General features: G+C 52.9%; 20 protein-coding genes and 1 riboswitch. Of the genes, 6 read left to right on the plus strand and 14 right to left on the minus strand.

Going from position 1 to position 23230, the window contains the following annotated elements; genetic code table 11:
- Position 1: 1 nt before the first annotated feature.
- Positions 2-1015 (plus strand): galactose/methyl galactoside ABC transporter permease MglC, encoded by a 1014-nt coding sequence (gene mglC / locus HMPREF3119_RS08555; protein WP_004237773.1) that lies wholly within the window; start codon positions 2-4, stop codon positions 1013-1015.
- Positions 1016-1079: 64 nt separating this feature from the next.
- On the opposite strand, the gene speB is transcribed toward mglC, so the two are convergent.
- Together speB and speA are read right to left on the minus strand one after the other, a co-directional pair.
- A complete protein-coding gene (speB, locus tag HMPREF3119_RS08560; RefSeq protein ID WP_004237772.1) occupies positions 1080-2003 on the minus strand; it encodes an agmatinase in 924 nt (307 codons plus the stop codon).
- A 59-nt stretch (positions 2004-2062) separates the two neighbouring features.
- Positions 2063-3967 carry a biosynthetic arginine decarboxylase gene (speA, locus tag HMPREF3119_RS08565; protein WP_004237771.1) on the minus strand — a complete coding sequence of 635 codons (1905 nt, stop codon included), beginning with the start codon at positions 3965-3967 and terminating at the stop codon, positions 2063-2065.
- Between the two features lie 667 nt (positions 3968-4634).
- On the opposite strand from speA, the gene metK reads away from it, so the two are divergent.
- Positions 4635-5789 carry a methionine adenosyltransferase gene (gene metK, locus HMPREF3119_RS08575; RefSeq protein ID WP_004237769.1) on the plus strand — a complete coding sequence of 385 codons (1155 nt, stop codon included), beginning with the start codon at positions 4635-4637 and terminating at the stop codon, positions 5787-5789.
- Between the two features lie 74 nt (positions 5790-5863).
- Here the strand turns inward: metK and HMPREF3119_RS08580 are convergent, their stop codons facing one another.
- The 3 genes from HMPREF3119_RS08580 to HMPREF3119_RS08590 are packed head-to-tail and all read right to left on the minus strand — an operon-like array spanning position 5864 to position 7028.
- Complete coding sequence (locus tag HMPREF3119_RS08580; protein ID WP_004237767.1) at positions 5864-6289, minus strand: DUF6691 family protein; 426 nt, start codon at positions 6287-6289, stop codon at positions 5864-5866.
- Between the two features lie 9 nt (positions 6290-6298).
- Positions 6299-6709: a YeeE/YedE family protein gene (locus HMPREF3119_RS08585; RefSeq protein WP_004237765.1), complete on the minus strand. Its 411-nt coding sequence runs from the start codon at positions 6707-6709 to the stop codon at positions 6299-6301.
- Position 6710: 1 nt separating this feature from the next.
- Positions 6711-7028, minus strand: coding sequence for an ArsR/SmtB family transcription factor (locus HMPREF3119_RS08590; protein ID WP_004237764.1), 318 nt, complete (start codon positions 7026-7028; stop codon positions 6711-6713).
- 109 nt (positions 7029-7137) lie between these two features.
- Between HMPREF3119_RS08590 and HMPREF3119_RS08595 the strand changes: the two genes are divergently transcribed.
- Positions 7138-7689 (plus strand): SprT family zinc-dependent metalloprotease, encoded by a 552-nt coding sequence (locus HMPREF3119_RS08595; protein ID WP_004237763.1) that lies wholly within the window; start codon positions 7138-7140, stop codon positions 7687-7689.
- On the opposite strand, the gene HMPREF3119_RS08600 is transcribed toward HMPREF3119_RS08595, so the two are convergent.
- The 4 genes from HMPREF3119_RS08600 to hcp all read right to left on the minus strand — a co-directional run bounded on the left by HMPREF3119_RS08600 (position 7670) and on the right by hcp (position 12310).
- Positions 7670-8731 (minus strand): magnesium transporter, encoded by a 1062-nt coding sequence (locus tag HMPREF3119_RS08600; RefSeq protein WP_070579349.1) that lies wholly within the window; start codon positions 8729-8731, stop codon positions 7670-7672. The two genes, HMPREF3119_RS08595 and HMPREF3119_RS08600, sit on opposite strands and share 20 nt — an antisense overlap.
- A gap of 75 nt (positions 8732-8806) precedes the next feature.
- Positions 8807-8979, minus strand: a riboswitch (M-box (ykoK) riboswitch).
- A gap of 87 nt (positions 8980-9066) precedes the next feature.
- Positions 9067-9456: a nuclear transport factor 2 family protein gene (locus HMPREF3119_RS08605; RefSeq protein WP_070579353.1), complete on the minus strand. Its 390-nt coding sequence runs from the start codon at positions 9454-9456 to the stop codon at positions 9067-9069.
- Positions 9457-9583: 127 nt separating this feature from the next.
- Positions 9584-10591, minus strand: a complete 1008-nt coding sequence (gene hcr / locus HMPREF3119_RS08610) for an NADH oxidoreductase (protein WP_004240934.1) — start codon at positions 10589-10591, stop codon at positions 9584-9586.
- Between the two features lie 66 nt (positions 10592-10657).
- The gene (hcp, locus tag HMPREF3119_RS08615) at positions 10658-12310 is read right to left on the minus strand and encodes a hydroxylamine reductase (protein ID WP_036415520.1); all 1653 of its coding nucleotides are present in this window, start codon (positions 12308-12310) and stop codon (positions 10658-10660) included.
- 502 nt (positions 12311-12812) lie between these two features.
- Between hcp and HMPREF3119_RS08620 the strand changes: the two genes are divergently transcribed.
- Both HMPREF3119_RS08620 and HMPREF3119_RS08625 read left to right on the plus strand, forming a co-directional pair.
- Positions 12813-14954 carry a TonB-dependent receptor family protein gene (locus HMPREF3119_RS08620; RefSeq protein ID WP_070579356.1) on the plus strand — a complete coding sequence of 714 codons (2142 nt, stop codon included), beginning with the start codon at positions 12813-12815 and terminating at the stop codon, positions 14952-14954.
- A gap of 14 nt (positions 14955-14968) precedes the next feature.
- Positions 14969-16126: an ABC transporter substrate-binding protein gene (locus tag HMPREF3119_RS08625; protein WP_070579358.1), complete on the plus strand. Its 1158-nt coding sequence runs from the start codon at positions 14969-14971 to the stop codon at positions 16124-16126.
- 69 nt (positions 16127-16195) lie between these two features.
- Here HMPREF3119_RS08625 and HMPREF3119_RS08630 read toward each other — a convergent pair whose 3' ends face one another.
- On the minus strand, positions 16196-17575 hold the full coding sequence (locus HMPREF3119_RS08630) for an alanine/glycine:cation symporter family protein (RefSeq protein ID WP_024474815.1): 1380 nt from the start codon (positions 17573-17575) through the stop codon (positions 16196-16198).
- A gap of 216 nt (positions 17576-17791) precedes the next feature.
- Between HMPREF3119_RS08630 and clcA the strand changes: the two genes are divergently transcribed.
- Positions 17792-19192 (plus strand): H(+)/Cl(-) exchange transporter ClcA, encoded by a 1401-nt coding sequence (clcA, locus tag HMPREF3119_RS08635; RefSeq protein ID WP_004237754.1) that lies wholly within the window; start codon positions 17792-17794, stop codon positions 19190-19192.
- A 6-nt stretch (positions 19193-19198) separates the two neighbouring features.
- Here clcA and tehB read toward each other — a convergent pair whose 3' ends face one another.
- The 4 genes from tehB to HMPREF3119_RS19770 form a co-directional block, all read right to left on the minus strand.
- Positions 19199-20062, minus strand: a complete 864-nt coding sequence (gene tehB, locus HMPREF3119_RS08640) for an SAM-dependent methyltransferase TehB (RefSeq protein WP_046024150.1) — start codon at positions 20060-20062, stop codon at positions 19199-19201.
- A gap of 69 nt (positions 20063-20131) precedes the next feature.
- On the minus strand, positions 20132-21211 hold the full coding sequence (locus HMPREF3119_RS08645) for a linear amide C-N hydrolase (RefSeq protein ID WP_004237752.1): 1080 nt from the start codon (positions 21209-21211) through the stop codon (positions 20132-20134).
- A 72-nt stretch (positions 21212-21283) separates the two neighbouring features.
- Positions 21284-22777, minus strand: a complete 1494-nt coding sequence (locus tag HMPREF3119_RS08650) for a DHA2 family efflux MFS transporter permease subunit (RefSeq protein WP_004237751.1) — start codon at positions 22775-22777, stop codon at positions 21284-21286.
- A gap of 42 nt (positions 22778-22819) precedes the next feature.
- Positions 22820-23230, minus strand: a 411-nt coding sequence (locus tag HMPREF3119_RS19770; RefSeq protein ID WP_246829260.1) for an HlyD/EmrA/EmrK family protein, incomplete at its 5' end; no start/stop codon positions are given.

The following is a 23230-nucleotide window of genomic DNA, read 5'->3' on the forward strand; positions in this document are numbered from 1 at the left end:
AATGAGCGCAGCATTAAATAAAAAAAGCTTCCTGTCCTATCTGAAGGACGGGGGGATTTATGTGGTTCTGCTGGTCTTACTGGCGATTATTATCATTCAGGATCCGACATTCCTCAGCCTGATGAACCTGAGTAATATCCTCACCCAATCCTCGGTGCGGATTATTATCGCGCTGGGTGTCGCGGGGCTGATTGTCACCCAGGGTACGGATTTATCCGCCGGGCGCCAGGTCGGGCTGGCGGCGGTGATTGCGGCGACATTGCTGCAATCCATGGAAAACGTGAACAAAGTTTTCCCGCAGATGGAAACCTGGTCTATTCCGATGGTGATCCTGCTGGTGTGTGCGGTCGGAGCAGTTATCGGTCTGGTTAACGGCCTGATTATTGCCTATCTCAATGTCACGCCGTTTATTACCACACTCGGTACCATGATCATCGTCTACGGTATCAACTCCCTGTATTACGACTCTGTCGGTGCTTCACCGGTAGCGGGGTTTGATCCGAAATTCTCTGAATTTGCCCAGGGATTTATCCGTTTCGGTGATTTTAAGCTGTCATATATTACGTTCTATGCCGCGATAGCCGTCTTTTTTGTCTGGATCCTGTGGAATAAAACCCGCTTCGGCAAAAACATTTTTGCCATCGGCGGTAACCCGGAAGCGGCTAAAGTGTCCGGCGTGAATGTCGGCCTGAACCTGATTATGATTTACGCCTTATCCGGCGTGTTCTATGCCTTCGGCGGGTTGCTGGAAGCCGGACGTATCGGCAGTGCAACCAACAACCTCGGCTTTATGTATGAGCTGGATGCCATCGCGGCCTGTGTGGTGGGCGGCGTGTCCTTCTCCGGCGGGGTCGGGACTGTGCTGGGTGTGGTGACCGGGGTGCTGATTTTTACCCTGATAAACTACGGTCTGACCTATATCGGCATCAACCCGTACTGGCAGTACATTATCAAGGGCAGCATCATTATTTTTGCCGTCGCGCTGGATTCACTGAAATACGCGAAGAAAAAATAATCCCGCTGAAATGCAAAAAGACCCGCACTGCGGGTCTTTTGTTTTAACGGTGGTGAAACCGGTTTCAGCCTTTCTTCGCGGCCTGGAGATAGAGCATTTCCAGTGCGATGGTTGCGCCGGCCAGTGCCGTAATATCGGACTGATCATACGCCGGTGCCACTTCCACCAGATCCATGCCGACGATATTCAGCGGCTGAAGGCCGCGCAGCAGTTTCAGCGCGCGGTCAGTTGTCAGCCCGCCGATAACCGGTGTGCCGGTGCCCGGGGCAAATGCCGGGTCCAGACAGTCGATATCGAAGGTCAGATAAACCGGCATATCACCGACAATCGCTTTCACCTGAGCAATCACATCATCCACGGTGCGGTCATTGACCTGCGCCGCATCAATCACGGTGAAACCGTTATCTGTTTCATGCTCGGTACGGATACCAATCTGCACGGAATGCGCCGGGTCAATCAGTCCCTCATTCGGGGCGTGATAGAACATGGTGCCGTGGTCAAATTTGCTGCCGTTGCCGTAAGTGTCGGTATGGGCATCGAAATGCACCAGCGCCATCTTACCGAAATGTTTGGCATGCGCGCGCAGCAGCGGCAGAGTCACAAAGTGATCGCCCCCGAAAGAGAGACATTTTTTACCGGACGCCAGCACTTTTTCTGTGTGTGCCTGTAACTTATCACTCATATCCTGTGCATCGCCGAACGCGAACACCAGATCACCGCAATCCACCACATTCAGGCGCTCGCGCATATCGAATGTCCACGGCCAGCGGTTACCTTCCCAGGCCAGATTGGTTGAAATCTGACGGATGGCTGCAGGTCCGTGACGGGAACCCGCGCGGCCGGAGGTCGCCATATCAAACGGAACACCGGTGATCACCCAGTCAGCGTCACTGGTGTACGGCTGGAAATTCAGCGGCAGGCGGAGAAAACCAAACGCATTAGAGACCAGTGAGTTATCGGTCTGATTACCTAATGTGCTGTTAATCATAATGATTCCTTTATTAATGTCTTACTGACACAAAACCGGACGTATTATCCCGCCGGGTATTATTCATCTTCTAAATAGGTATAACCGTACAGGCCGCTCTCGAACTCTTCGGTAAAGGCCTTTTGCTCCTCTTCATCCAGATCAGAGATTTTCACCTGATCACGGAAGCGTTCGAGCAGAATTTTCGGATCCAGCTTCACATACTGAAGCATATCCGCCACGGAATCGCCCTCTTCACTTTCCAGATAGCGCACCTGACCGTTTTCGCCGACATACACATCCAGTGCAGCGGTATCGCCGAACAGGTTATGCATATTGCCGAGGATTTCCTGGTAAGCACCAATCATGAAAAAGCCCATCATCGGCGGATTTTCCGGGTCATAAGATGGCATCGGCATGGTGGTCGCCACCCCGTCACCATCCACATAGTGGTCGATAATACCGTCGGAGTCACAGGTGATATCCAGCAGCACCGCGCGGCGATCCAGCGGCTTATCCAGCCCTTCAATCGGCAGTACCGGGAACAGCTGATCAATCCCCCACGCATCCGGTAGTGACTGGAACAGCGAGAAATTCACATAGAATTTATCCGCCATGCGTTCCTGCAGTTCATCGATAATCGGGCGGTGTGCGCGGTTACCCGGATCCAGATCCTGCTGGATACGGCGGCAGATATTCAGATACAGCCCTTCCGCCCAGGCGCGTTCAGTCAGGGACAGCATGCCCTGCGCGTACTGGGTGTGAATATCATGCAGGTCGAGCTGGCTGTCGTGCAGCCATTCGCGCAGAGAGCGGGTATTGCCCTTGCTCTGCATCTCTTCCCAGGTTTCCCACAGGCTGGCAACCGGACGCGGTGCGTCTTCGGCAGGCGCCGCCACCGGGGAGAACTCGTTGCGCTCAACACCGATCACATTGGATACCAGTACGGTATGGTGCGCCGTCAGGGCGCGGCCGGATTCGGTAATAACTGTCGGGTGCGGCAGGCCGTGCTCTTCACAGGCATCGCCGATAGCCCAGATCACATTATTGGCATACTCATTCAGCCCGTAGTTCACAGAGCAGTCAGACTGCGAACGGGTACCTTCATAATCCACCCCGAGGCCGCCGCCGACATCAAAGCACTGAATATTGACACCCAGCTGATGCAGTTCAACATAAAAACGGGCGGATTCACGGACACCGGTCGCGATATCGCGGATATTCGCCATCTGCGAACCGAGGTGGAAATGCAGCAGCTGCAGGCTCTCGAGGCTGTCTGCCTGACGCAGCATATCAATCAGCTGCAGTACCTGGGTGGCCGCCAGACCGAACTTGGATTTCTCGCCGCCGCTGGCCTGCCATTTACCGGATCCCTGAGACGCCAGACGCGCCCGCACGCCCAGGCGCGGTACCACATCCAGATTTTTGGCTTCTTCAAGCACCACGGCGATTTCAGACATTTTTTCAATCACAAGATACACTTTGTGACCGAGTTTCTCGCCCATCAGGGCAAGACGGATATACTCGCGGTCTTTATAGCCGTTGCAGACGATCACACTGCGGGTCATACCGGCGTGCGCCAGTACCGCCATCAGCTCTGCTTTGGAACCGGCTTCCAGTCCCAGCGGCTCCCCGGCATTGACCAGGGTTTCAATCACGCGCCGCTGCTGGTTGACCTTAATCGGGTAAACCAGAAAATAATCACCTTTGTAACCATAGGATTCGCGGGCACGGCGGAACGCGGCATTAATCGAACGCAGACGATGCTGCAAAATCTGCGGAAAGCAGAATAATGCAGGCAGACGGATGTGCTCCCGCTCTTTCTGCACACGGTTAACCAGCTCAGCCAGATCAACGGCGGCCTGCGGCATCTCCGGATTCGGGCAGACGGTGACATGACCGAGGTCATTCACACCGTAATAGCTGCCGCCCCAGTATGCGATGTTATAGGTCTGCTGCATCTTCAGCGCGATATTATCATTCATTAGTCATCTCCTGATTCTGGAGTGAAACTTACCTGTATGGCTGACATACGCCTATCCCCCTTCACCGTGGGATAAATCTGTCCTGTTGACAAGTAAAAATTCAAAATGGATTACATCATCCGGCAAAAACCGGACACAGATTTACGGGCTTACCGCAGAGTGACCCGCCTGCTTGCGTTATCCGGTCTGTTTGAGTGTAACGGATACGGAAAACACCGTGCAGAGCACGTGTCAGTCAGAGAGGAAGAGAGAACAGAAAAAGACGCGGACACATGCTGTAAAGCACGTGGCTGTTGAACGTCAACAAGCAGCAGATAATGGTTCATTAACCCATTTACCCCCACACAGGATTACACACCGTAACCCCCGCCTGAATCATACAGAAAACCTGAGTTTCTGCCGTTTATAACTGAAGAAAAATTCACAGCTACTGGCCGCAGTTTATACCGGTTATGACACAAAAATGCAAAATCAAAATGACGGATAAGTGTAAAAAATAAAAACAGTCACGTAACACATTCTGAAAAGTGAAAAAAACCAGCGGAAAAACCGGAGGCACTATAAAATTTCTGGAACCACTGCCGATTATACATTAGAATAGCCGTCTAGAAGTTAATACATCCATCAATGTACCGAAAGTTCACTTCACTTAAGGTAGAGAAAAATAATGACTACACATCTTTTCACTTCTGAGTCCGTATCTGAAGGACACCCGGATAAAATTGCCGACCAAATTTCGGATGCAGTCCTTGATGCGATTTTAGAACAAGATCCCAAAGCGCGTGTTGCCTGCGAAACCTATGTCAAAACCGGTATGGTTCTGGTCGGCGGTGAAATCACCACCAGGGCATGGGTTGATATTGAGGAAATCACGCGCCGTACTGTCCGTGAGATTGGCTATACCAGCTCATCCATGGGCTTCGATGCTGATTCCTGTGCGGTAATCAGTGCTATCGGCAAACAATCTGCCGACATCAACCAGGGCGTTGACCGCGCTGACCCGCTTGAGCAGGGTGCCGGTGACCAGGGTCTGATGTTTGGTTATGCCTCAAACGAAACTGACGTGCTGATGCCGGCACCAATCACCTATGCTCACCGTCTGGTCGAGCGTCAGGCTCAGGTACGTAAAAGCGGTACGCTGCCGTGGCTGCGTCCGGATGCGAAAAGCCAGATCACCTTCCGTTACGATGACAACAAAATCGCCGGGATTGATGCGGTTGTGCTGTCAACCCAGCACTCTGAAGATATCTCACAGAAAGATCTGCATGAAGCGGTGATGGAAGAGATCATCAAACCGGTTCTGCCGGTTGAGTGGCTGGATCCGACCACCAAATATTTCATCAACCCGACCGGCCGTTTTGTTATCGGCGGACCAATGGGTGACTGCGGTCTGACCGGCCGTAAAATCATCGTCGATACCTACGGCGGCATGGCACGTCACGGCGGCGGCGCATTCTCCGGTAAGGATCCGTCAAAAGTTGACCGTTCCGCAGCCTATGCGGCCCGTTATGTGGCAAAAAATATTGTCGCTGCCGGTCTTGCTGACCGCTGTGAAATCCAGGTCTCCTACGCAATTGGCGTGGCAGAGCCGACGTCCATTATGGTAGAAACCTTCGGTACCGGTAAAGTTTCCAACCAGCAACTGACGCTGCTGGTGCGCGAGTTCTTCGACCTGCGTCCGTACGGTCTGATTCAGATGCTGGATCTGCTGCACCCGATTTATCAGGAAACCGCAGCATACGGTCACTTCGGGCGTCCTCAGTTCCCGTGGGAAAAAACCGACAAAGCAGAGCAGCTGCGCGAAGCCGCTGGTCTGAAATAATTCCCTGTTATATTAACAGGCACAAAAAACCGGCTTTTCAGCCGGTTTTTTTATGTTCTGAATCCGTAAATACATTATGATTTACTGCACTGCCGTGATGAATACAGTGCAAAAATCACCATCCCGGCAATCATTGACGCAGTAAATACCAGCCCTTTGATACTGAGCATCCCGGATAAAACAATCCCCGGTCCCGGGCAGATCCCCGCCAGCCCCCAGCCGATACCAAACAGCAGTGCGCCGGTCAGCAGCCGTTTATCAATTTTACTGTTCGCCGGTAACTCAAGCGGCGTGCCGCATACGGTCTTTTTACGTTTTTTAGCCACCGTAAAGGCAACCATACTGACCGCCATCGCTACCGCCATGGTGATCAACAGTGAAGGATCCCAGTTGCCGGTAATATCCAGAAACGCCAGAATTTTCTGCGGATTACCCATCCCGGCCACCAGCAAACCGAGGCCGAACAAAATCCCGCTGATTAATGCAGTGATAACAGGCATAGCGTATCCTTATTTCATCAGCCAGACAGTCAGAAAAGCACTGACCATAAACACCGCCACGGCAGCAAATGATCGTTTTGATAACCGCGCCATACCGCAGATACCGTGTCCGCTGGTACAGCCGTTACCCAGCCGCGTGCCGAAACCGACCAGCAGACCGGCCGCAATAAGCAGCGGATAATCCGCAGCGATCACCACATCCGGCTGACCGGCAAACAACCTGTAAACCCACGGTGCCCCTGCCAGCCCGGCAATAAACGCTATCCGCCAGCCGCTCTGCTTTGTGAACATATTGGCGAAGATCCCGCTGATCCCGGCAATCCGCCCGTTAAACAGTAACAGTACAGCAACCGCAATGCCGATCATCAGTCCGCCCAGTGCCGCACTGACCGGCGTAAAAGCCGCGCTATCAATAATCATATTATTTTCCTTGTTTTTCAGGACAATAAAGCTGATACAGCGTGGTGAGCAATATCAGGACTTTTTCATCTGCCACGGAATAATAGATACGTTTTCCCTCACGCCGGGTGTGCACCAGTCCTTCATTGCGCAGAACCGTCAGTTGCTGTGACAGCGTCGGCTGATTGATGCCGGTCCGCTCCTCCAGTTCGCTGACATTGCATTCCCCCTGACTCAGCTGACAGAGCAGCAGCAGACGATCCGGATTCCCCAGTGTTTTCAGCAGGGCAGCAACGCCGGTGGCGGCTTCCTGCATATCGGTAAGCAGTGTTGGTGTCATGAATTTATTCCTTACGACATTATATAATTAAATATAATATTATTTTGCAACATATACAACATGCTGATAACGGTTGCAGCTTTACGTCAGTATCGCTAAGCTTCCGGCTATGAAACCGACCCGAGTCCCCACCGCATTACAGCAGGCCTGCATGCAGACCCTGCGTGATTATCTGGCCCGCGCCTGCCGGGTGCTGAAGACGGATTATCCGGAGCCTGAACTGAACTATCGTCAGCGCGGCACCACCGCCGGCAGTGCCTGCCTGCAAACATGGGAAATCCGCCTCAATCCGGTGTTACTGACGGAAAACGGCCCCGGATTTATACAGGATGTGGTTCCTCACGAGCTGGCGCATCTGCTGGTTTACCGCCGTTTCGGACGCGTGGCGCCTCACGGGCGGGAATGGCAGTGGATGATGACAGAGGTGCTGGGTGTTCCGGCCGTCCGTACACACCGCTTTGATGTGACGTCTGTCCGCGCCCGGACATTCACTTACCGCTGCCAATGCAAAACGGCACATGAACTGACTGTCCGCCGCCATAACAAAGTGTTGCGCGGGGAAAGTCAGTACCTGTGCCGTCACTGTAAAAGTACGCTGGTGTGGGATAACAGTGCAGCTGCAATATCATCCCCGTGCGACCTTACACCAGATCAGTCATAATCAGTTTGGCTGTCTCGAAGTAGATAATCAGCCCGGTGCCGTCAATCAGTGTGGCAATAAACGGCGCGGAAACCACTGCCGGATCCACTTTCAGACGCTTGAGCACCATCGGGATAATGGAAGACACCACCGCACTCCAGACTGTGATACACACCAGTGTCAGACTGACCACCATCATCACTTCCGGCCCGACCCCCAGGAACCAGGCACGGATCATCCCCGCACATCCCATGGTAAAGGCGACCAGCAGTGACGTGGACAGCTCTTTGCGCAGCACCGCGCCGATATTGCGCAGGCTCACTTCCCCGAGTGCCATGGCACGGACGAGGGTTGAGGTGATCTGAGTACCGCTGTTACCGCCGGTGCCGATCAGCAGCGGGATAAAGAAAGCCAGCGAGATAGCGGCTTCCAGCTGCTCCTCGAATGCCTTGAGCACCGTACCGGTATAGGCTTCCGCCACAAACAGCATCAGCAGCCAGACTGCGCGCTTACGCCACAGCGTGAACGGACTGGTGCTCAGATAAGGCTCATCCAGCGGCTGGGAGCCGCCCTGTAATGCCGCATCCTGGGTGTTTTCATCCTCAATCAGCTCCGCGATATCCTGCGGACGCAGAATACCGGCCAGCTTGCCGAACTGCACCACCGGCACAGTATCAATCCCGCTGTTGTTGATAAGCTCATACACGTCGTGCCGGGACTGCTCCGGTGACACCGAAAAATACGTCTGGCGCATCACATCGGCGACAAACATATCTTCCGCTGCGGTCAGCAGGGCTTTGACCGGCAGGATACCATTCAGGTAATTATCCTCATCCAGTACATATAAATAAGTGGGGATCTGCTCACCTTCCAGTTCCTCACGCAGGGTGCGTTTGACGGCAGCAATCGTGTCTGACACGGTCACGCGGATATACGCCTGACTCATGTAAGCACTGACTGCGTCTTCATCATTACGCTGCGGACGATCGGTATGGTGTGGCGGATTAACGGATGGCGCGGAAATGACCAGCGCGTCCGCTTTTTCGTAGTTGGTTAACTTCATGATGTGTGACCCTAATGTCTGTTATGGACTTCAAACAGCACTCCAATAGGGGCGAAACCAGATGAGAGAATGCGTAGGCTATCTCACGTCTCGGTTTTAGCACTATACAACGTATCCCGCAGACTGCGGGAAGTTACTTCGGGTTATACCTTCTGTTCGATATAACCTGTCCTAATCTTGGGCGTCTCTCGACGTCGTCAGATCAGCAACCTTTGTTTGTATAGGAGCCTCGCCTAACGAGATACTGCACCTTAAATGCGGCGCGAATTATAACTCTCAGAAATTATATGGCGAGGACTATTACTATTTCGTTTAGAAACCATTGAGGTTACAAATCAGGTCCGGGAACCCAGATCATTATCGCTCTTATCACCGGTCAGCTGTCGTGTCACTTCCTCACAGCGGACAATTTTGCCGTCTGCCAGACGGAAACAGGCGAAAACCTCAAAAGCGGCATGCTCACCACTGACTTTTTCCGCCTTAGCGATATGCTGAGTGTGCACACAGGATCCGCCTTCTGCGATGGATTTAATCTCTATGGTAATACTGCGGGTTGCCATTTTCAGGGCATTAAGATGAGCAAGAAATGCGGGAAACTCAATTGTCTGTCCATTCACCACCTGAACATAATCACGGGAAAAATACTGTTCAACCAGGGATTCATCACCGATATGTTCACCGAGAACGTCAGTCAGGGCACGGGTTACAAACTCTGTCTTATTCATTGCTGAAAATCCTTTTTTATTATGATCACATTTACAGCATAGCGGAAACCCGGCGTTTATCCGCCGGAAACAGAAAAAGCGCCGCTGAAAACGGCGCTTTTTTGCAATTATACAGAATGATTCTCAATCAGGCTAATTCAACATTGCCCTGAATCTGACAGCTGCACGCCAGAACATAACCCTGTTCAATCTCTTCCGGGGTCAGCGTCATGGTGCTGGTGGTGGTATATTCACCGCTGCGGACGCGGGTTTTACAACTGCCGCAGACACCGGCGCGGCATGCCGCCATTACCGGCACACTGTTCGCTTCCATCGCCGCCAGCAGGGTCATACCGACAGGCACTTTCACCTGACGCAGCGGGGACTGAATGGTCATGGTGACCATCTGCTCTCCGGCTTCCGCTTCCGGCTCCGGCCCGAAACGCTCCATAAAGAAGCTGCCCGGATCCACATTCAGTGCCTGACAGAATGTCTGCACATTCTTCATATACGGCGCCGGACCACAGGTCATCACCGTATGCTGTGCGATATCCGGGATCAGCACCTTCAGTTTTTCCTCTGACAGGCGGCCGGATAACAATTCATCCGTCTCATCACTGTTTTCCACCATCAGGATCAGGCGCAGACGGGCCGGGAATGCAGTCAGCAACTGCTGCCATTCCTGAGCAAAAATCACCTGCTGTTTATCACGCACGTTGAAAATCACCGTCACCTGACTTTCCGGCTGACGGTGCAGGATCCAGCGGGTCATCGACATCACCGGTGTCACGCCGCAACCGGCGGCCAGCATCAGATAGCGCTCTGCCGGGCGGGCATCACAGGTAAATTCACCCTGTGCATCAGACAGCCACAGGTAATCACCCGGTTTCACCTCGCCGGTCAGCCAGCCGGAACCCTGTCCGTCATCCAGACGGCGCACCGTCAGGCTCAGGAACGGGCTCAGTCCCGGTGTGGAGGATAAGGTATAAGCACGCAGTGTCTCATCACTGTTGCGGATACTCACCAGCGCATACTGCCCTGCGTGATACTGATAAAAATCGTGGTTAATCAGATTGATAGTCCACACATCCGGGGTTTCCTGCCTGACAGAATGGACCTGCATGCGGTTCGGACATAAAGACGTCGGCATTGTCATCGGGCTCTCCTGACTCCGTGCCGGAGAAGGCGTGACCGCCCTCTCCGGTGCTAACAGTTACAGCAATTACGCGCCTAACACAGCGTGTAAATCATTTTCAACAGTGGTAATCGGACGCATACCGAATTTTTCATTCAGTACATTCAGCAGATTGTCAGTCAGGAATGCCGGAGCAGTCGGGCCGGTGAAGATATCCTTCACACCCAGCGCCAGCAGGGTCAGCAGAATCACAATCGCTTTCTGTTCAAACCAGGAGAGCACCAGTGTCAGCGGCAGATCATTGACGCCGCAGCCCAGTTTCTCAGCCAGTTTCACCGCCAGCATAATCGCGGAGTACGCATCGTTGCACTGACCGACATCAAGCAGGCGCGGTAATCCTTCCAGGGTACCGAAATCCAGTTTGTTGAAACGGTATTTACCGCAGGCCAGGGTCATAATCAGGCAGTCCTGAGGCACCTGACGGGCGAAATCGGTGTAGTAGCTGCGTTCACCGCGGCTGCCGTCGCATCCGCCGACGAGGAATACATGACGCAGTTTGCCGGTAGCCACCAGGTCAATCACGGTATCCGCTGCATTGAGCAGGGTTTCGCGGCCGAAACCGACGGTGATCAGGTGCTCGATTTCGCTGTACGGGAAGCCGTCCATCGCCTGAGCCTGCGCGATAAGATCGCTGAAATCATCACCGGTCAGGTGTTTCGCGCCCGGCCAGCCGACGATACTGCGGGTCCAGATACGGTCGGTATAACTGCCCGGATTCGGATCCAGAATACAGTTGGAGGTCATCAGGATCGGGCCCGGGAATTTGGCAAACTCAGTCTGCTGGTTCTGCCAGCCGCTGCCGTAGTTACCGACCAGATGCTTGTATTTTTTCAGTTCCGGATAGCCGTGTGCAGGCAGCATTTCACCGTGAGTGTAAATGTTCACACCGGTGCCTTCTGTCTGTTGCAGCAGCATATGCAGATCTTTGAGGTCATGACCGGAGATCAGAATCGCTTTACCTGCCACCGGACGGACGTTCACGGAAGATGGCGTCGGGTGACCGTAAGCTTCGGTTTCACCGGCATCCAGCATTTCCATGATTTTAAAGTTCATCATACCAATCGCCATAGACTGGTTGAGCAGCTCACCCATATCAGACGGATCAGTACCGAGCCACGCCATGATTTCATGGTACTGGCCGTAAATCTCATCACTGTATTTGCCCAGCACATGGGCGTGCTCCATATATGCCGCCGCCCCTTTCAGGCCGTACAGGCAGAGCATACGCAGACCGTGGATATCATCACCGATAGCCTGCTTATCTTTATTCAGGGCAAATTCATCCGCCTGTTTCACCAGTGACGCAATATCCGTGCCCTTCAGTTGCAGGTTTGCTAACGGGTGATTCAGAACCAGTGCCGGGTTTTTCGCCAGGCAGCGTTTCATCAGGCTGTCACGCATCACAATCGCTTCCTGCGCATAACCGATGATGCGCTCAGAATCGAAGTTAACGTTAGTTAATGTGGAGAAAAATGCACGCGGCGCAAAGCTGTCTGTGTCGTGATCGATGATACCTGATTCACGCGCAGCAACCGCCCACGCTGAAAGACTTTCCAGTACTGCCACCAGCAGATCCTGTAAGTCAGATGTTTCTGCGGTTTTACCGCACATGCCCTGGGCATAGGCACAGCCATTACCCACCGGTGTACGCATCGTTTGTTCACATTGCACACAGTACATGCTCTTGCTTCCTTATAAGTTGTATTTTATATGCAACATAAGAATACGCCATTTCAGACCGGTGAAAAGGGGTTTTCCTGACTATCATTCCTTTGCTTGATCTAAAGCAAAAATTAACCGGCACGACACATCACTATCGCGAATGATTAACATTTACATTATTTACAGATGCAATATGGAGTAAGGAATTATCCGGTATTTTGGGGTAAGGTGGCGTGATATAAACCGGTAAGGCAACTGACCAGAAGATGGATAAATGCACTTGCATCCAGATATGGAACGAAAGAATAAAACAGGCGGATTAATCCATAAAACCGCCCTTTCCCCGCTAAAACAGCAAGATCACATTCACACCAAAAATAATTCTCACGACTATCATTTAACCCCCGAATTTCGAACCAAAAAATCAGCATATTAGTAACTTTCCGTTAAAAAATTATTGCGCACAGGTAATAGTTATTATTATCATTTGTCTTCTTAAATTCTCACGGAAAACTGAGTGATGACTGATTCCTGTAACGCATCCTGCCGCCCTGCCCGCCTCACGCCGCTGGCACTGGCGCTCGCTGTTATCAGCGGTGGCAGTATCGCCGCCACCGCAGATACCGAAGACCCGGTTGTGGTTGTCGGCAACTGGCTGGATAACACTGATAACAGCGATACGCTGCTGAACCACGGCGGCGCACGGACCATCAAAACCAAAAAACAAATCGATGAGTCAGGGGCAGAAACCATAGCGGACGCCCTGCGTGGTATTCCGGGTGTTCAGGTGCGGGACAGTAACGGCACCGGCGGCAGTGACGTTTCACTCAATGTCGGTATCCGCGGGCTTCCGGCACGGTTGTCCCCGCGCTCTACCATTCTGCTCGACGGTATTCCGCTGGCCGCTGCCCCCTACGGGCAGCCGCAGTTATCGATGTCACCACTCTCATTAGGCTCAATCAGCAGCATTGATGTGATGCGTGGTGCCACCTCTGTCCGCTACGGGCCGCAAAACGTCGGCGGCGTGATTAACTTTGTCACTAAACCTATTCTGGAACGCTTCGGCGGTTCCGCGTCCGTCAAAACACAGGGTGCACGCACCGGCGGGCTGAAAACCCTGACCGATGCCTCTGTCGGTGGCTCAAAAGAAGACGGTTCTGCAGGTGCGCTGCTGCTCTACTCCGGTCTGCACGGCCAGGGCTACCGCAAGAATAATGACAATACCGATATTGATGACATCATCCTGAAAACCCGCTATGCCTTCAGTGACACTGATGAGTTGCTGGCAAACTTTCACTATTACCATGCGCAATCCGGGATGCCGGGCGGCCTGACAGAGGCACAGTACAAAGCCGATCCTTACCAGTCTGTCCGTCCGTTTGACCGTTTTGAAGGCAACCGTCAGGATATGTCCTTTAAATACCGCCACCAGGAAGATGATAAACAGTTTGAATTACTGACCTGGTTCAGCAAAAGTTACCGGGGCAGTTATATTGAAAGTGAGGGAACAAATGCTAGTGCCGGTAAGAGCCGCCTTGTTTCCTATCCGCGTCACTACACAGCTTACGCCATTGAACCGAGCTATTCACAGCTGTTCCGCTTTGATAACCAGTCCCACGAAATCACCCTGGGTTACCGCTATCTGAATGAAACGGCGGATGAAAAAGCCTACCGCTCCGGCTGGTATCCGACCGGTTCTCAAAGCTCACGCCCTCAGACCGACAGCTACTATCAGCACACCTCCGGCGGTACAGAGGCCCATGCCATCTATATCGATGACACCATTAATGTTGGTAACTGGACGGTTATTCCCGGCCTGCGTTATGAAAATATAAAAATTCATCTCGATGACGGTTTCCGTAACCAGTTCCGCAGCAAGAGCTACAGCGAACCGTTACCGGCACTGTCGGTGATTTATCATATTGATGATCAGTGGAAACTGTTCGCCAACGCCGGCAGCTCATTCGGCAGCCTGCAATATTTCCAGCTCAATACCGGCGGCGCGGGTAATGATCCGGCAAACGGCCTGAGTGCGGAAAAAGCCCATAACTATGAAGCCGGTACACGGTTTGATGATGGTCTGCTGTCTGCGGAAATGACCCTGTTCTATATCGATTTCAATGATCAGCTGCAATACATTGAAAACTCGACCGGCTGGACCAACCTCGGTGCGACCACCCATCAGGGGGTAGAACTGGCACTGAATTATGACCTGAGTGAAACCGCGAAATGGCTCGACGGCGTCAGTATCTACAGCACTTATACCTACACAAAAGCAGTGAGCAAACGCGGTAATTTTGCGGATAAAGATCTGCCGTTCTACTCCCGCCAGCTCTTTACTGCCGGTGCCCGCTATGAAACCGGAAACTGGGTGTGGAATCTCAACACCTATGCGCAGTCAAAACAGCAGTCACCGGGAACCGGGAAAAATTACATTACCGAAGGCAGTGCAGACGGACGTTACGGCATTATTCCGGGCTATATGATGTGGGATGCGCGTGCGGAGTATCATTTCGGCCCGCAATGGTCAGATCTGACACTTGCCGCCGGGGTGAAAAACCTGTTTGATCAGGCCAGCTTTACCCGTTCAACAGATAATAACTACGGCATTTACGCCGGGCAGCCGCGCACTTTCTTTGCACAGGCTTCCGTGAAGTTTTAAAGGTCATTCATATAATGAAACGCATATTCCACGCTGCCGGACGTTTTCCGGCCCTTATCATCACCCTTTGTGCCGCACTCGCGGCACTGTTTCCGCTCAATGCAACAGCGGAACTGATAACGGTGACGGATATTGCCGGGCGGACAGTCACCGTCAATGCCCCGGTATCCCGTATCATGCTGGCAGACAGCCGGGTACTGGTTGCGCTGAATATTCTGCATCCGTCTGAACCGCTGAAAGGTATTGCGGCATGGGATGATGCACTGACCAAAAAAGCGCCGGACCTGCGTATTGCTTATGAAAAACAATTTCCGCAGCTGAAAGATATTCCGGTATTTCCGAACCCTTACACATCGGATTTCAGTGTCGAAAAAGCACTGACTTATCAGCCGGATCTGGTGATTTTCGATACCGGACTGCAAAGTAAACTGACCGAAAGCGGCACCCTGGATTTGCTGGAAAAAAGCGGTATTCCGGTGATATTTATCGATTTCCGTCAGTATCCGCTGCAAAACACCATGCCAAGCATGACGCTTTTGGGGCAGGTCTTCGGGCAGGAAAAACAGGCGGCAGCATTTAATGATTTTTACCGTCAGCGGCTGGATCTTATCCGCTCGCGGGTTGCAAATATTCCGGAAGACAAAAAGCCCACAGTCTTTATTGAACGAGCGGCGGGTCTTGCCGGGGAAAACAGCTGTTGTAAAACCTTTGGTAACGGTAACTTCGGGGAGTTTGTTGCCGCTGCGGGAGGTCATAACCTCGGTGCAGACTGGTTTAAAAACGGTATGGGCGGTGAGGTGAGTGAAGAACAGATTATTGCTGCCGACCCGCAGTTTTATCTGATGACCGTCGCCGACTGGGAAAATACCCGCAAAGGCAGTGCTTCAGTACCGCTCGGCTATACCGGCTCTGAGGAGCGGGCTGTACCGGCACTGGAAAAACTGATGGCACGGCCGAAACTGCAGTATCTCACGGCGTATCAGCAGAAACAGGTACTGGCACTGTATCAGCAATACTATGACACTCCGTTCAATATTATTGCGGTGGAAGCTATTGCCAAAATGCTGCATCCGGCACTGTTTCCTGAGCTCGATCCGCAGGCAGACAGCCTGATGCTGCATAAAACCTTTACCGCTCTGGACGGCAGCGGCCTGTTCTGGCTGCAACCCTGATCATCACATCAGTTGCTGCATCAGAAAAATAACGGGCAGTTTCCTGCCCGTTATTTACAATTCCCACCGTTATTTCTTCTGATATAACTCATTCGCCATATCAATACTGTCCGCATTAACATCCCGGATGTGGTCACGCGTCAGACGGTATACCACCGGGCTTAATAAGATCAGTGCTATCAGGTTCGGGATCGCCATCATGGCATTCAGGGTATCCGCCAGCAGCCAGACAAACTCCAGAGACTGTGTGGCGCCAATCGGTAGTGCTATCAGCCACAGCACACGGAAAACCTTAATCGCCTTCACGCCGAACAGATACTGGACGCACTTCTCACCGTAAAAACTCCAGCCGAGGATTGTAGTGAAGGCAAAAATCGTCAGTGCAATCGCCACAATATAGTTTCCGCCCGGAATCGCCGCTTTGAAAGAGGAAGCGGTCAGTGTGGCACCGGTTTCCGCTGTCAGCCAGCCGCCCATAATGACAATGGTCAGGCCGGTTACCGAGCAGACAATAATGGTGTCAATAAAGGTACCGAGCATGGCGATCAGCCCCTGACGGATCGGGTTCTGGGTTTTCGCGGCAGCATGCGCTATCGGCGCACTGCCCAGACCCGCCTCGTTGGAGAATACGCCGCGCGCCACCCCGAAACGGATAGCCGCCCAGACGGTCGCCCCGGCAAACCCGCCCTGTGCCGCCACCGGTGTAAAGGCAGAAGTAATAATGAGGGAAAACGCCGCCGGAATTTCACTGATATTCAGCGCGAGCACCACAAGACCGGCACCAAAGTAGCCGACGGTCATAAACGGTACCAGTTTACCGGCCACGTCTGAGATACGGCGGATCCCGCCAATCAGTACCGCACCGACCAGCAGCACCAGCGCCACGCTGGTCACCCATTTATTGATGCCGAAGTTACTCTCCAGCACATCCGCCACCGAGTTGGCCTGAACCGTGTTCCCGATACCGAACCCGGCACAGGCACCGAATACCGCAAACAGTGTTCCCAGCCAGACCCATTTCGGGCCGAGGCCGTTTTTGATGTAATACATCGGGCCGCCGACATACTGCCCGTATTTATCCACTTCACGATAACGAACCGCCAGCACGGCTTCTGAGTATTTTGTCGCCATACCCACCAGTGCCGTCATCCACATCCAGAACAGCGCCCCCGGCCCGCCCATCACCACTGCTGTTGCCACACCGGCAATATTGCCGGTGCCGATAGTGGCGGATAATGCCGTCATCAGCGCGTTAAACGGGGAGATCTGCCCTTCCCCGCGTGATTCATTGCGCTGAAATAATAATCTGAACCCGGTTCCCAGTTTACGAATCGGCAAAAAACCCAGCCGAATCTGCATATATAAGCCGACACCCAGTATTCCCACCAGCATCGGCACACCCCATACCACGCCGTTCAGCGCGCCCAGCCACTCTGTTATCAAATCCATTCACCCCTCCTGACCGGCCCTGTTACTTTTTTATTTTACGCATTACATATAAATAACATTTATTTATCATTTATTAATAAAGCGGAAAAATGCCGGGAATGCGAACAAAAAATGTCCGGATTTGCGTTGGATTTTTGAATCTGTGAAGGGTGTCACTTGTCACAAATTGAATTAAAATAGTGATTAATTTTTATTTAGAATGGATCATGTTCAGCCATGTCAGATGCTTTACCGCATACGACAGCCACGCTTAAACGCCGTTATCGTGTGCTCAAACGCCTTAAAGAACGCAATCTCGCACCTGTTACTGTCCTGCTGCTGGCGGCTGCCGTCGGCGCACTCGCCGGTTTTACCGGTGTGCTGTTTGAACGCGGGGTCAATTGGGTTGGTGAATACCGGGTCAGCTCTCTGTCTTCACTGACAGATAATAAAGAAATACTTATCCCGCTGATGTTTATTGTTTCCGCCCTGCTGGCCATGTCAGGTTACTGGCTGGTGCGGCGTTTTTCGCCTGAATCCGGCGGGTCGGGGATCCCGGAAATTGAAGGGGCATTGCAGGATGTCCGCCCGGTACGCTGGTGGCGGGTGCTGCCGGTAAAATTTATCGGCGGGCTGGGTACTCTCGGCTCCGGTATGGTGCTGGGGCGTGAAGGCCCGACCGTGCAGTTAGGGGCAAATATCAGCGGGCTGGTCAGTGCGCTGGCCGGGGTGAAAAACCAGGAATCCCGCCACACATTGCTGGCCACCGGTGCCGCCGCCGGTCTGACCGCCGCCTTTAACGCACCGCTCGCAGGGATCCTGTTTATCATTGAGGAAATGCGTCCGCAGTTCCGTTACAGCCTGATTTCCATCAAAGCCGTTTTTATCGGCGTGATCATGTCGAGCATTGTTTTTCAGACCTTTAACAGCGGCGCGCCGATTCTGGATATCGGCAAATACCATGCCGCCCCGCTGAATACTCTCTGGCTCTATCTGGTGCTGGGAATGGTTTTCGGTGTGATTGGTGTGATGTTTAACCGCTTTCTGCTCACCATGCAGACACAGTTCCGCCGTTTTTATCAGGATAAAACATCCCGTTTTGTTGCCACCGGCGGTCTGATTGGCGGGTTATGCGGCATTGCCGGGCTGTACTGGCCGCAGGTAACCGGCGGCGGGTTCGCGGTGATCCCGGATGTCGCTGCGCTGCACTACTCCCTGACCGGTATTCTGATGATCTTCCTGTTCCGTGTGCTCACCACGGTTATCTGCTTCAGTTCCGGTGCGCCGGGCGGGATCTTCGCGCCGACACTCGCACTCGGCACACTATTCGGCAGTTTCTTCGGCTATGCCGCCATGCTGCTGTTTCCGCAGTATCAGATTGAACCGGCGACCTTCGCCATTGCGGGGATGGGGGCGCTCTTTGCCGCCACCGTCCGTGCGCCGCTGACCGGTATTGTGCTGGTGCTGGAGATGACCGATAACTATCAGCTGATCCTGCCGATGATTATCACATGTCTGGGGGCAACACTGCTGGCGCAGTATCTGGGCGGACGTCCGCTGTATTCGGTACTGCTGGAGCGGATCCTGATGCAGAACGGCACGCCGCCGGAAAAAACCGGTGACGCGCCGCGGGGGTAATATTAATCAGGCTTTTTTGCGGGCAATCAGGGTGGCAAAATTTAATCGGATCCGGTTGCCTGCCGCATCAGTGCGGTGCAGATGTCCCGGGTTTTCGTTGTATTTCAGGATCTCCCAGTCCGCATAATAACCGGATAACTCGTCCGGTTTCAGGAAGCAGTCAAACGGCAGTTCATCATACGGCATATTCTCTGTTTCCACCGGGCAGACAATCAGGTTATACCCGTCCGGGCGGGTATGCGCCTGCATATCGGCGATGATCGCAGCAATATTCTCTCTTTTCAGGAACATCAGCACCACAGTGGAAATAATGATGTCGTAATCATCCTGTAATGCATGCTGGTTGATGTCATACACCTGCGTGCGGATATTGCTGATCCCCGCAGCGGCTTTCACATCCTCAATCGCCTGAATGTGCTGCGGATTGATATCCATGGCCGTCACGTCATAACCGAGCTGCGCCAGGAAAAAGCTGTTGCGCCCGCGTCCGGAGCCTAAATCGAGTGTTTTACCCGGTTTTGTCATTGTCACCAGTTCACGGACTTCGGAGTGCGGACGGGTCAGTCCGTGGATTTTATAGAATTCATCTTCAGGCTGACACCAGAAGGCAAGCTGACAGGAAATATCATCACTGACGGATTCAATTTTGTGCCACACCTGCGGGTCAAGACGCGGCGGCTGATGCGCGGTATCAAAGTGGTAGCGGGTCTCTTCGCCATTTTCACCGAAAACGACAAAATCCATCTCCCCCGCCAGAACCGTCAGCTGCGCCCATGTACCTTCCGCCGTATTATGGCGATCCGTAAAGGCCATCGGGATAGTGGTTTTTTGCCAGACCGGCAGGGTTTTATAGCAGACTAAGTTTTCCATTTTACGCCTCACCTTAAAGATGCATTTTAAATACATCTTATATCCTTTCCGGTGAGGCGTAAATGACTTTTATTTCTGACGGGCGATAACTTCGTTTATCCCCTGAAAGACAAACGGTTTAGCATCGGTGAAATCCTTTGCCACATCACCGGAATAAATGTTTTGCTGTTCAGGACCCAAATCCAGTTTCTTCACTTTGCCGTTTTCTTTGCTGAAATCCACTTTCTTCAGGTCAACCCAGAAGATATTGGGTGTCAGCGCCGATTCAAAGAAATAAATCTGACGTTTGTGATCCACCACCGTACGCCAGCGGGTGGAAGAGATATTCGGCTCTTCTTCGGTATTCAGCCCGAACGGCACAGACACATTGCGGATCACACTGAATACAGACGCCACCGCTTTATTCGGCGTGGTCGCTTTCGGAATCGCATTAATATAGAAAGACCCGCGCGCAAAACGGTCAGCGGAACGGTTGGTGCCCGGCAGCATCACGGTGCCGTTGATTTGCTGCCAGTAGCTGTCCAGCGCCAGTTGCTCGCTGAATACCGGAGAGTTGGTCATTACCTGATATTTACGGCTGTGATGAATTACCTGCTTACCATCAATATATTCAATAATGGCGCTGTCACCGGAAGCGTCGGATAATGAAAGGTGCAGTGTCGCCAGGCGCTCTTCACCCGGGACTTTATCGGTGATCACTGCGAACGGCTCTTTTTCCAGCGCGGTAACCGCTTCTTCAACGGTCGCATAGTTATCCAGCACATACTGTGCCCAGGCAGAGATACTCAGGGTCGGTTTGTTGCTTTCCGGTGTCGGATACACAGATTCGACCAGCCACAGCAGGTTTGCGGACAATCCTTTTTCATTAATGCCGTCGGTGGTGGAAACATCATAGCCGGATGCCACCACACTGCCGTATTTTGACACCCATTTCACGGAATTCGGCCCGGCGGCACCATCGCGTTCCATCCCCTGCGGGAAGATCCATAAATTGGTACCGACATCACTTTTCCAGTCCATTGACCGGGCAGTGATCACCTGCGCATCATCCCCGAGATACACCAGCCGGGTGCAGGCGGAAGCAATCTGGGCAGCCAGTAATGTGGCCGACGCGACCGCACCGGCAAGTATAATTCGCTTAAATGTCATGAAAAACCCCTTTTCATTGCGTCCGGCAACCGGCAGCTTACCGGTTACGCTTCCTTATTACTGTAGTCCTTATCAGGATTTTGTGGCAAACGGCGGCCGGGCAAACCAGATAAGAACAATCAATCCGATGAAGACGCCGCCGGAGAGCCAGAAAATCTCATTGGCACTGATAATCAGCCCCTGGGCGGTAATTTCCTTCGCCAGATAGGCGGAGGTCTGCGCTTCTGATAACCCGTGCTGCGCCATCTCCTGATACATCTGTACCGATTCCGGATTATACGCGGTGATGGATTCCGTAAGCTGAGAATGATGTAACGATTCGCGACGGCTCCACAGCGTGGTGGTGATCGATGTACCGATAGATCCCGCCAGTGTCCGGAAGAAATTGGCCAGCGCGGAGGCCGAGGCCAGTTTCTCCGGCGGCAGACCGGAAAGCGTGATGGTGGTGAGCGGCATAAAGAAACAGGCCACTGCAAAACCCTGCACCAGCTGCGGCCAGACCGAGGCATAGAACCCCATCTGTGGCTCGAAAGTATAGGCGCGCCAGTAGAAACAGACGGAATACACCACGAAACTAAAGGTTACAATCCAGCGCAAATCCACCACATTGGAGATTTTACCGACAAACGCGGAAATCAGTATCGGCACCAGCCCGATAGGCGCCAGCGCCAGCCCTGCCCATTCAGCCGTATAGCCGTACACCTCCTGGAGCAGCTGCGGCAGCAGTACAATTGCGCCGAAATAGACCATATACGCCAGACTGACCGACAGTGTGCCGATGGTAAAGTTACGCGACTTAAACAGCGACAACTCGACAATCGGGTTTTTATCCGTCAGTTCCCAGATCACCAGGAAGACCAGCGCAACGGCTGCAATAATGGCCAGTGCGACAATTTCATCTGACTCCAGCCAGCCGAGATCTTTCCCTTTATCCAGCAGGATTTGCAGACAGCCGATCCCGACCACCAGCAGCGACAAGCCAATCACATTGAGCGGAACCTTTGTCACCTTCGATTCCATACCGCGCAGCAGCATCAGGCTGACCAGTACCACCGCAATACCGATAGGTACGTTGATAAAGAAAATCCAGCCCCAGTGGAAGTTATCACTGATATAGCCGCCCATAATCGGCCCGAACACCGGCGCCAGAATGATGGTCATCGACCAGAGTGCCAGCGCGGTATTCTGTTTGGCGGGCGGGTAACTTTTCAGCAGCAGGCTTTGTGAGAGCGGGATAATCGGCCCGGCCACCCCGCCCTGTAACACGCGGAAGAAAATCAGCATTTCCAGGCTTTCTGATAACCCGCACAGCAGTGACGTCAGGGTAAACAGCCCGGTGGACCAGATAAACACCCGTACTTCCCCGAAACGCTTGGCCAGAAACCCGGTAATCGCGATGGAAATCGCGTTGGATACCCCGAATGAGGTAATAACCCAGGTGCCCTGAGAGACAGAAGCACCGAGATCGCCGGAAATGGTCGGGATCGCCACGTTGGCAATAGTGGAGTCCAGCACCTGCATAAAGGTGGCCATCGACAGCGCGATGGTCGCCCAGACCAGTTTCATGCCTGTTAATGGTTGATTAGCCACAATAAAGCCCCGCGCTGATTAACTGGCGTTATCGGTAATGATTTGTGCAATCACCGCATTGACCGGTGCCAGATCCGGGATCAGCACATCACTCTTAAAGGCCGGGGTATCACGCTGGACATTGGCCAGAACCGGGCCATCGGTATTTTTGGTTTCGATAGTCACGTTCATCGATAACCCGATACGCAGCGGATATCTGGCAACCTGCTGCGGATCCAGCTCTACCCGGACCGGCAGACGCTGCACCACTTTGATCCAGTTCCCGGTGGCATTCTGCGCAGGCAGCAGAGAGAAGGCACTGCCGGTACCCATATCCAGCCCGGCTACCGTGCCGTTAAAGGTCACTTTATCGCCGTAAAAATCACTGGTAATGGTGACCGGTTGCCCGATGCGCACACTGCTGAGCTGCGTTTCCTTAAAGTTGGCATC

This window comes from Morganella sp. HMSC11D09 (assembly GCF_001807955.1).
Taxonomy (GTDB): Bacteria; Pseudomonadota; Gammaproteobacteria; order Enterobacterales; family Enterobacteriaceae; genus Morganella; species Morganella morganii.

Coding starts and splice junctions, on each gene's coding strand:
- speB (WP_004237772.1), bottom strand. CDS start 2,003: ATGATTAACAGCACATTAGGTAATCAGACCGATAACTCACTGGTCTCT.
- hcp (WP_036415520.1), bottom strand. CDS start 12,310: ATGTACTGTGTGCAATGTGAACAAACGATGCGTACACCGGTGGGTAAT.
- HMPREF3119_RS08590 (WP_004237764.1), bottom strand. CDS start 7,028: ATGACACCAACACTGCTTACCGATATGCAGGAAGCCGCCACCGGCGTT.
- HMPREF3119_RS08600 (WP_070579349.1), bottom strand. CDS start 8,731: ATGAAGTTAACCAACTACGAAAAAGCGGACGCGCTGGTCATTTCCGCG.
- HMPREF3119_RS08580 (WP_004237767.1), bottom strand. CDS start 6,289: ATGCCTGTTATCACTGCATTAATCAGCGGGATTTTGTTCGGCCTCGGT.
- HMPREF3119_RS08645 (WP_004237752.1), bottom strand. CDS start 21,211: ATGACATTTAAGCGAATTATACTTGCCGGTGCGGTCGCGTCGGCCACA.
- clcA (WP_004237754.1), top strand. CDS start 17,792: ATGTCAGATGCTTTACCGCATACGACAGCCACGCTTAAACGCCGTTAT.
- HMPREF3119_RS08650 (WP_004237751.1), bottom strand. CDS start 22,777: ATGAAACTGGTCTGGGCGACCATCGCGCTGTCGATGGCCACCTTTATG.
- HMPREF3119_RS08585 (WP_004237765.1), bottom strand. CDS start 6,709: ATGATTATTGATAGCGCGGCTTTTACGCCGGTCAGTGCGGCACTGGGC.
- HMPREF3119_RS08595 (WP_004237763.1), top strand. CDS start 7,138: ATGAAACCGACCCGAGTCCCCACCGCATTACAGCAGGCCTGCATGCAG.
- HMPREF3119_RS08620 (WP_070579356.1), top strand. CDS start 12,813: ATGACTGATTCCTGTAACGCATCCTGCCGCCCTGCCCGCCTCACGCCG.
- mglC (WP_004237773.1), top strand. CDS start 2: ATGAGCGCAGCATTAAATAAAAAAAGCTTCCTGTCCTATCTGAAGGAC.
- speA (WP_004237771.1), bottom strand. CDS start 3,967: ATGAATGATAATATCGCGCTGAAGATGCAGCAGACCTATAACATCGCA.
- HMPREF3119_RS08605 (WP_070579353.1), bottom strand. CDS start 9,456: ATGAATAAGACAGAGTTTGTAACCCGTGCCCTGACTGACGTTCTCGGT.
- HMPREF3119_RS08630 (WP_024474815.1), bottom strand. CDS start 17,575: ATGGATTTGATAACAGAGTGGCTGGGCGCGCTGAACGGCGTGGTATGG.
- metK (WP_004237769.1), top strand. CDS start 4,635: ATGACTACACATCTTTTCACTTCTGAGTCCGTATCTGAAGGACACCCG.
- tehB (WP_046024150.1), bottom strand. CDS start 20,062: ATGGAAAACTTAGTCTGCTATAAAACCCTGCCGGTCTGGCAAAAAACC.
- HMPREF3119_RS08625 (WP_070579358.1), top strand. CDS start 14,969: ATGAAACGCATATTCCACGCTGCCGGACGTTTTCCGGCCCTTATCATC.
- hcr (WP_004240934.1), bottom strand. CDS start 10,591: ATGACAATGCCGACGTCTTTATGTCCGAACCGCATGCAGGTCCATTCT.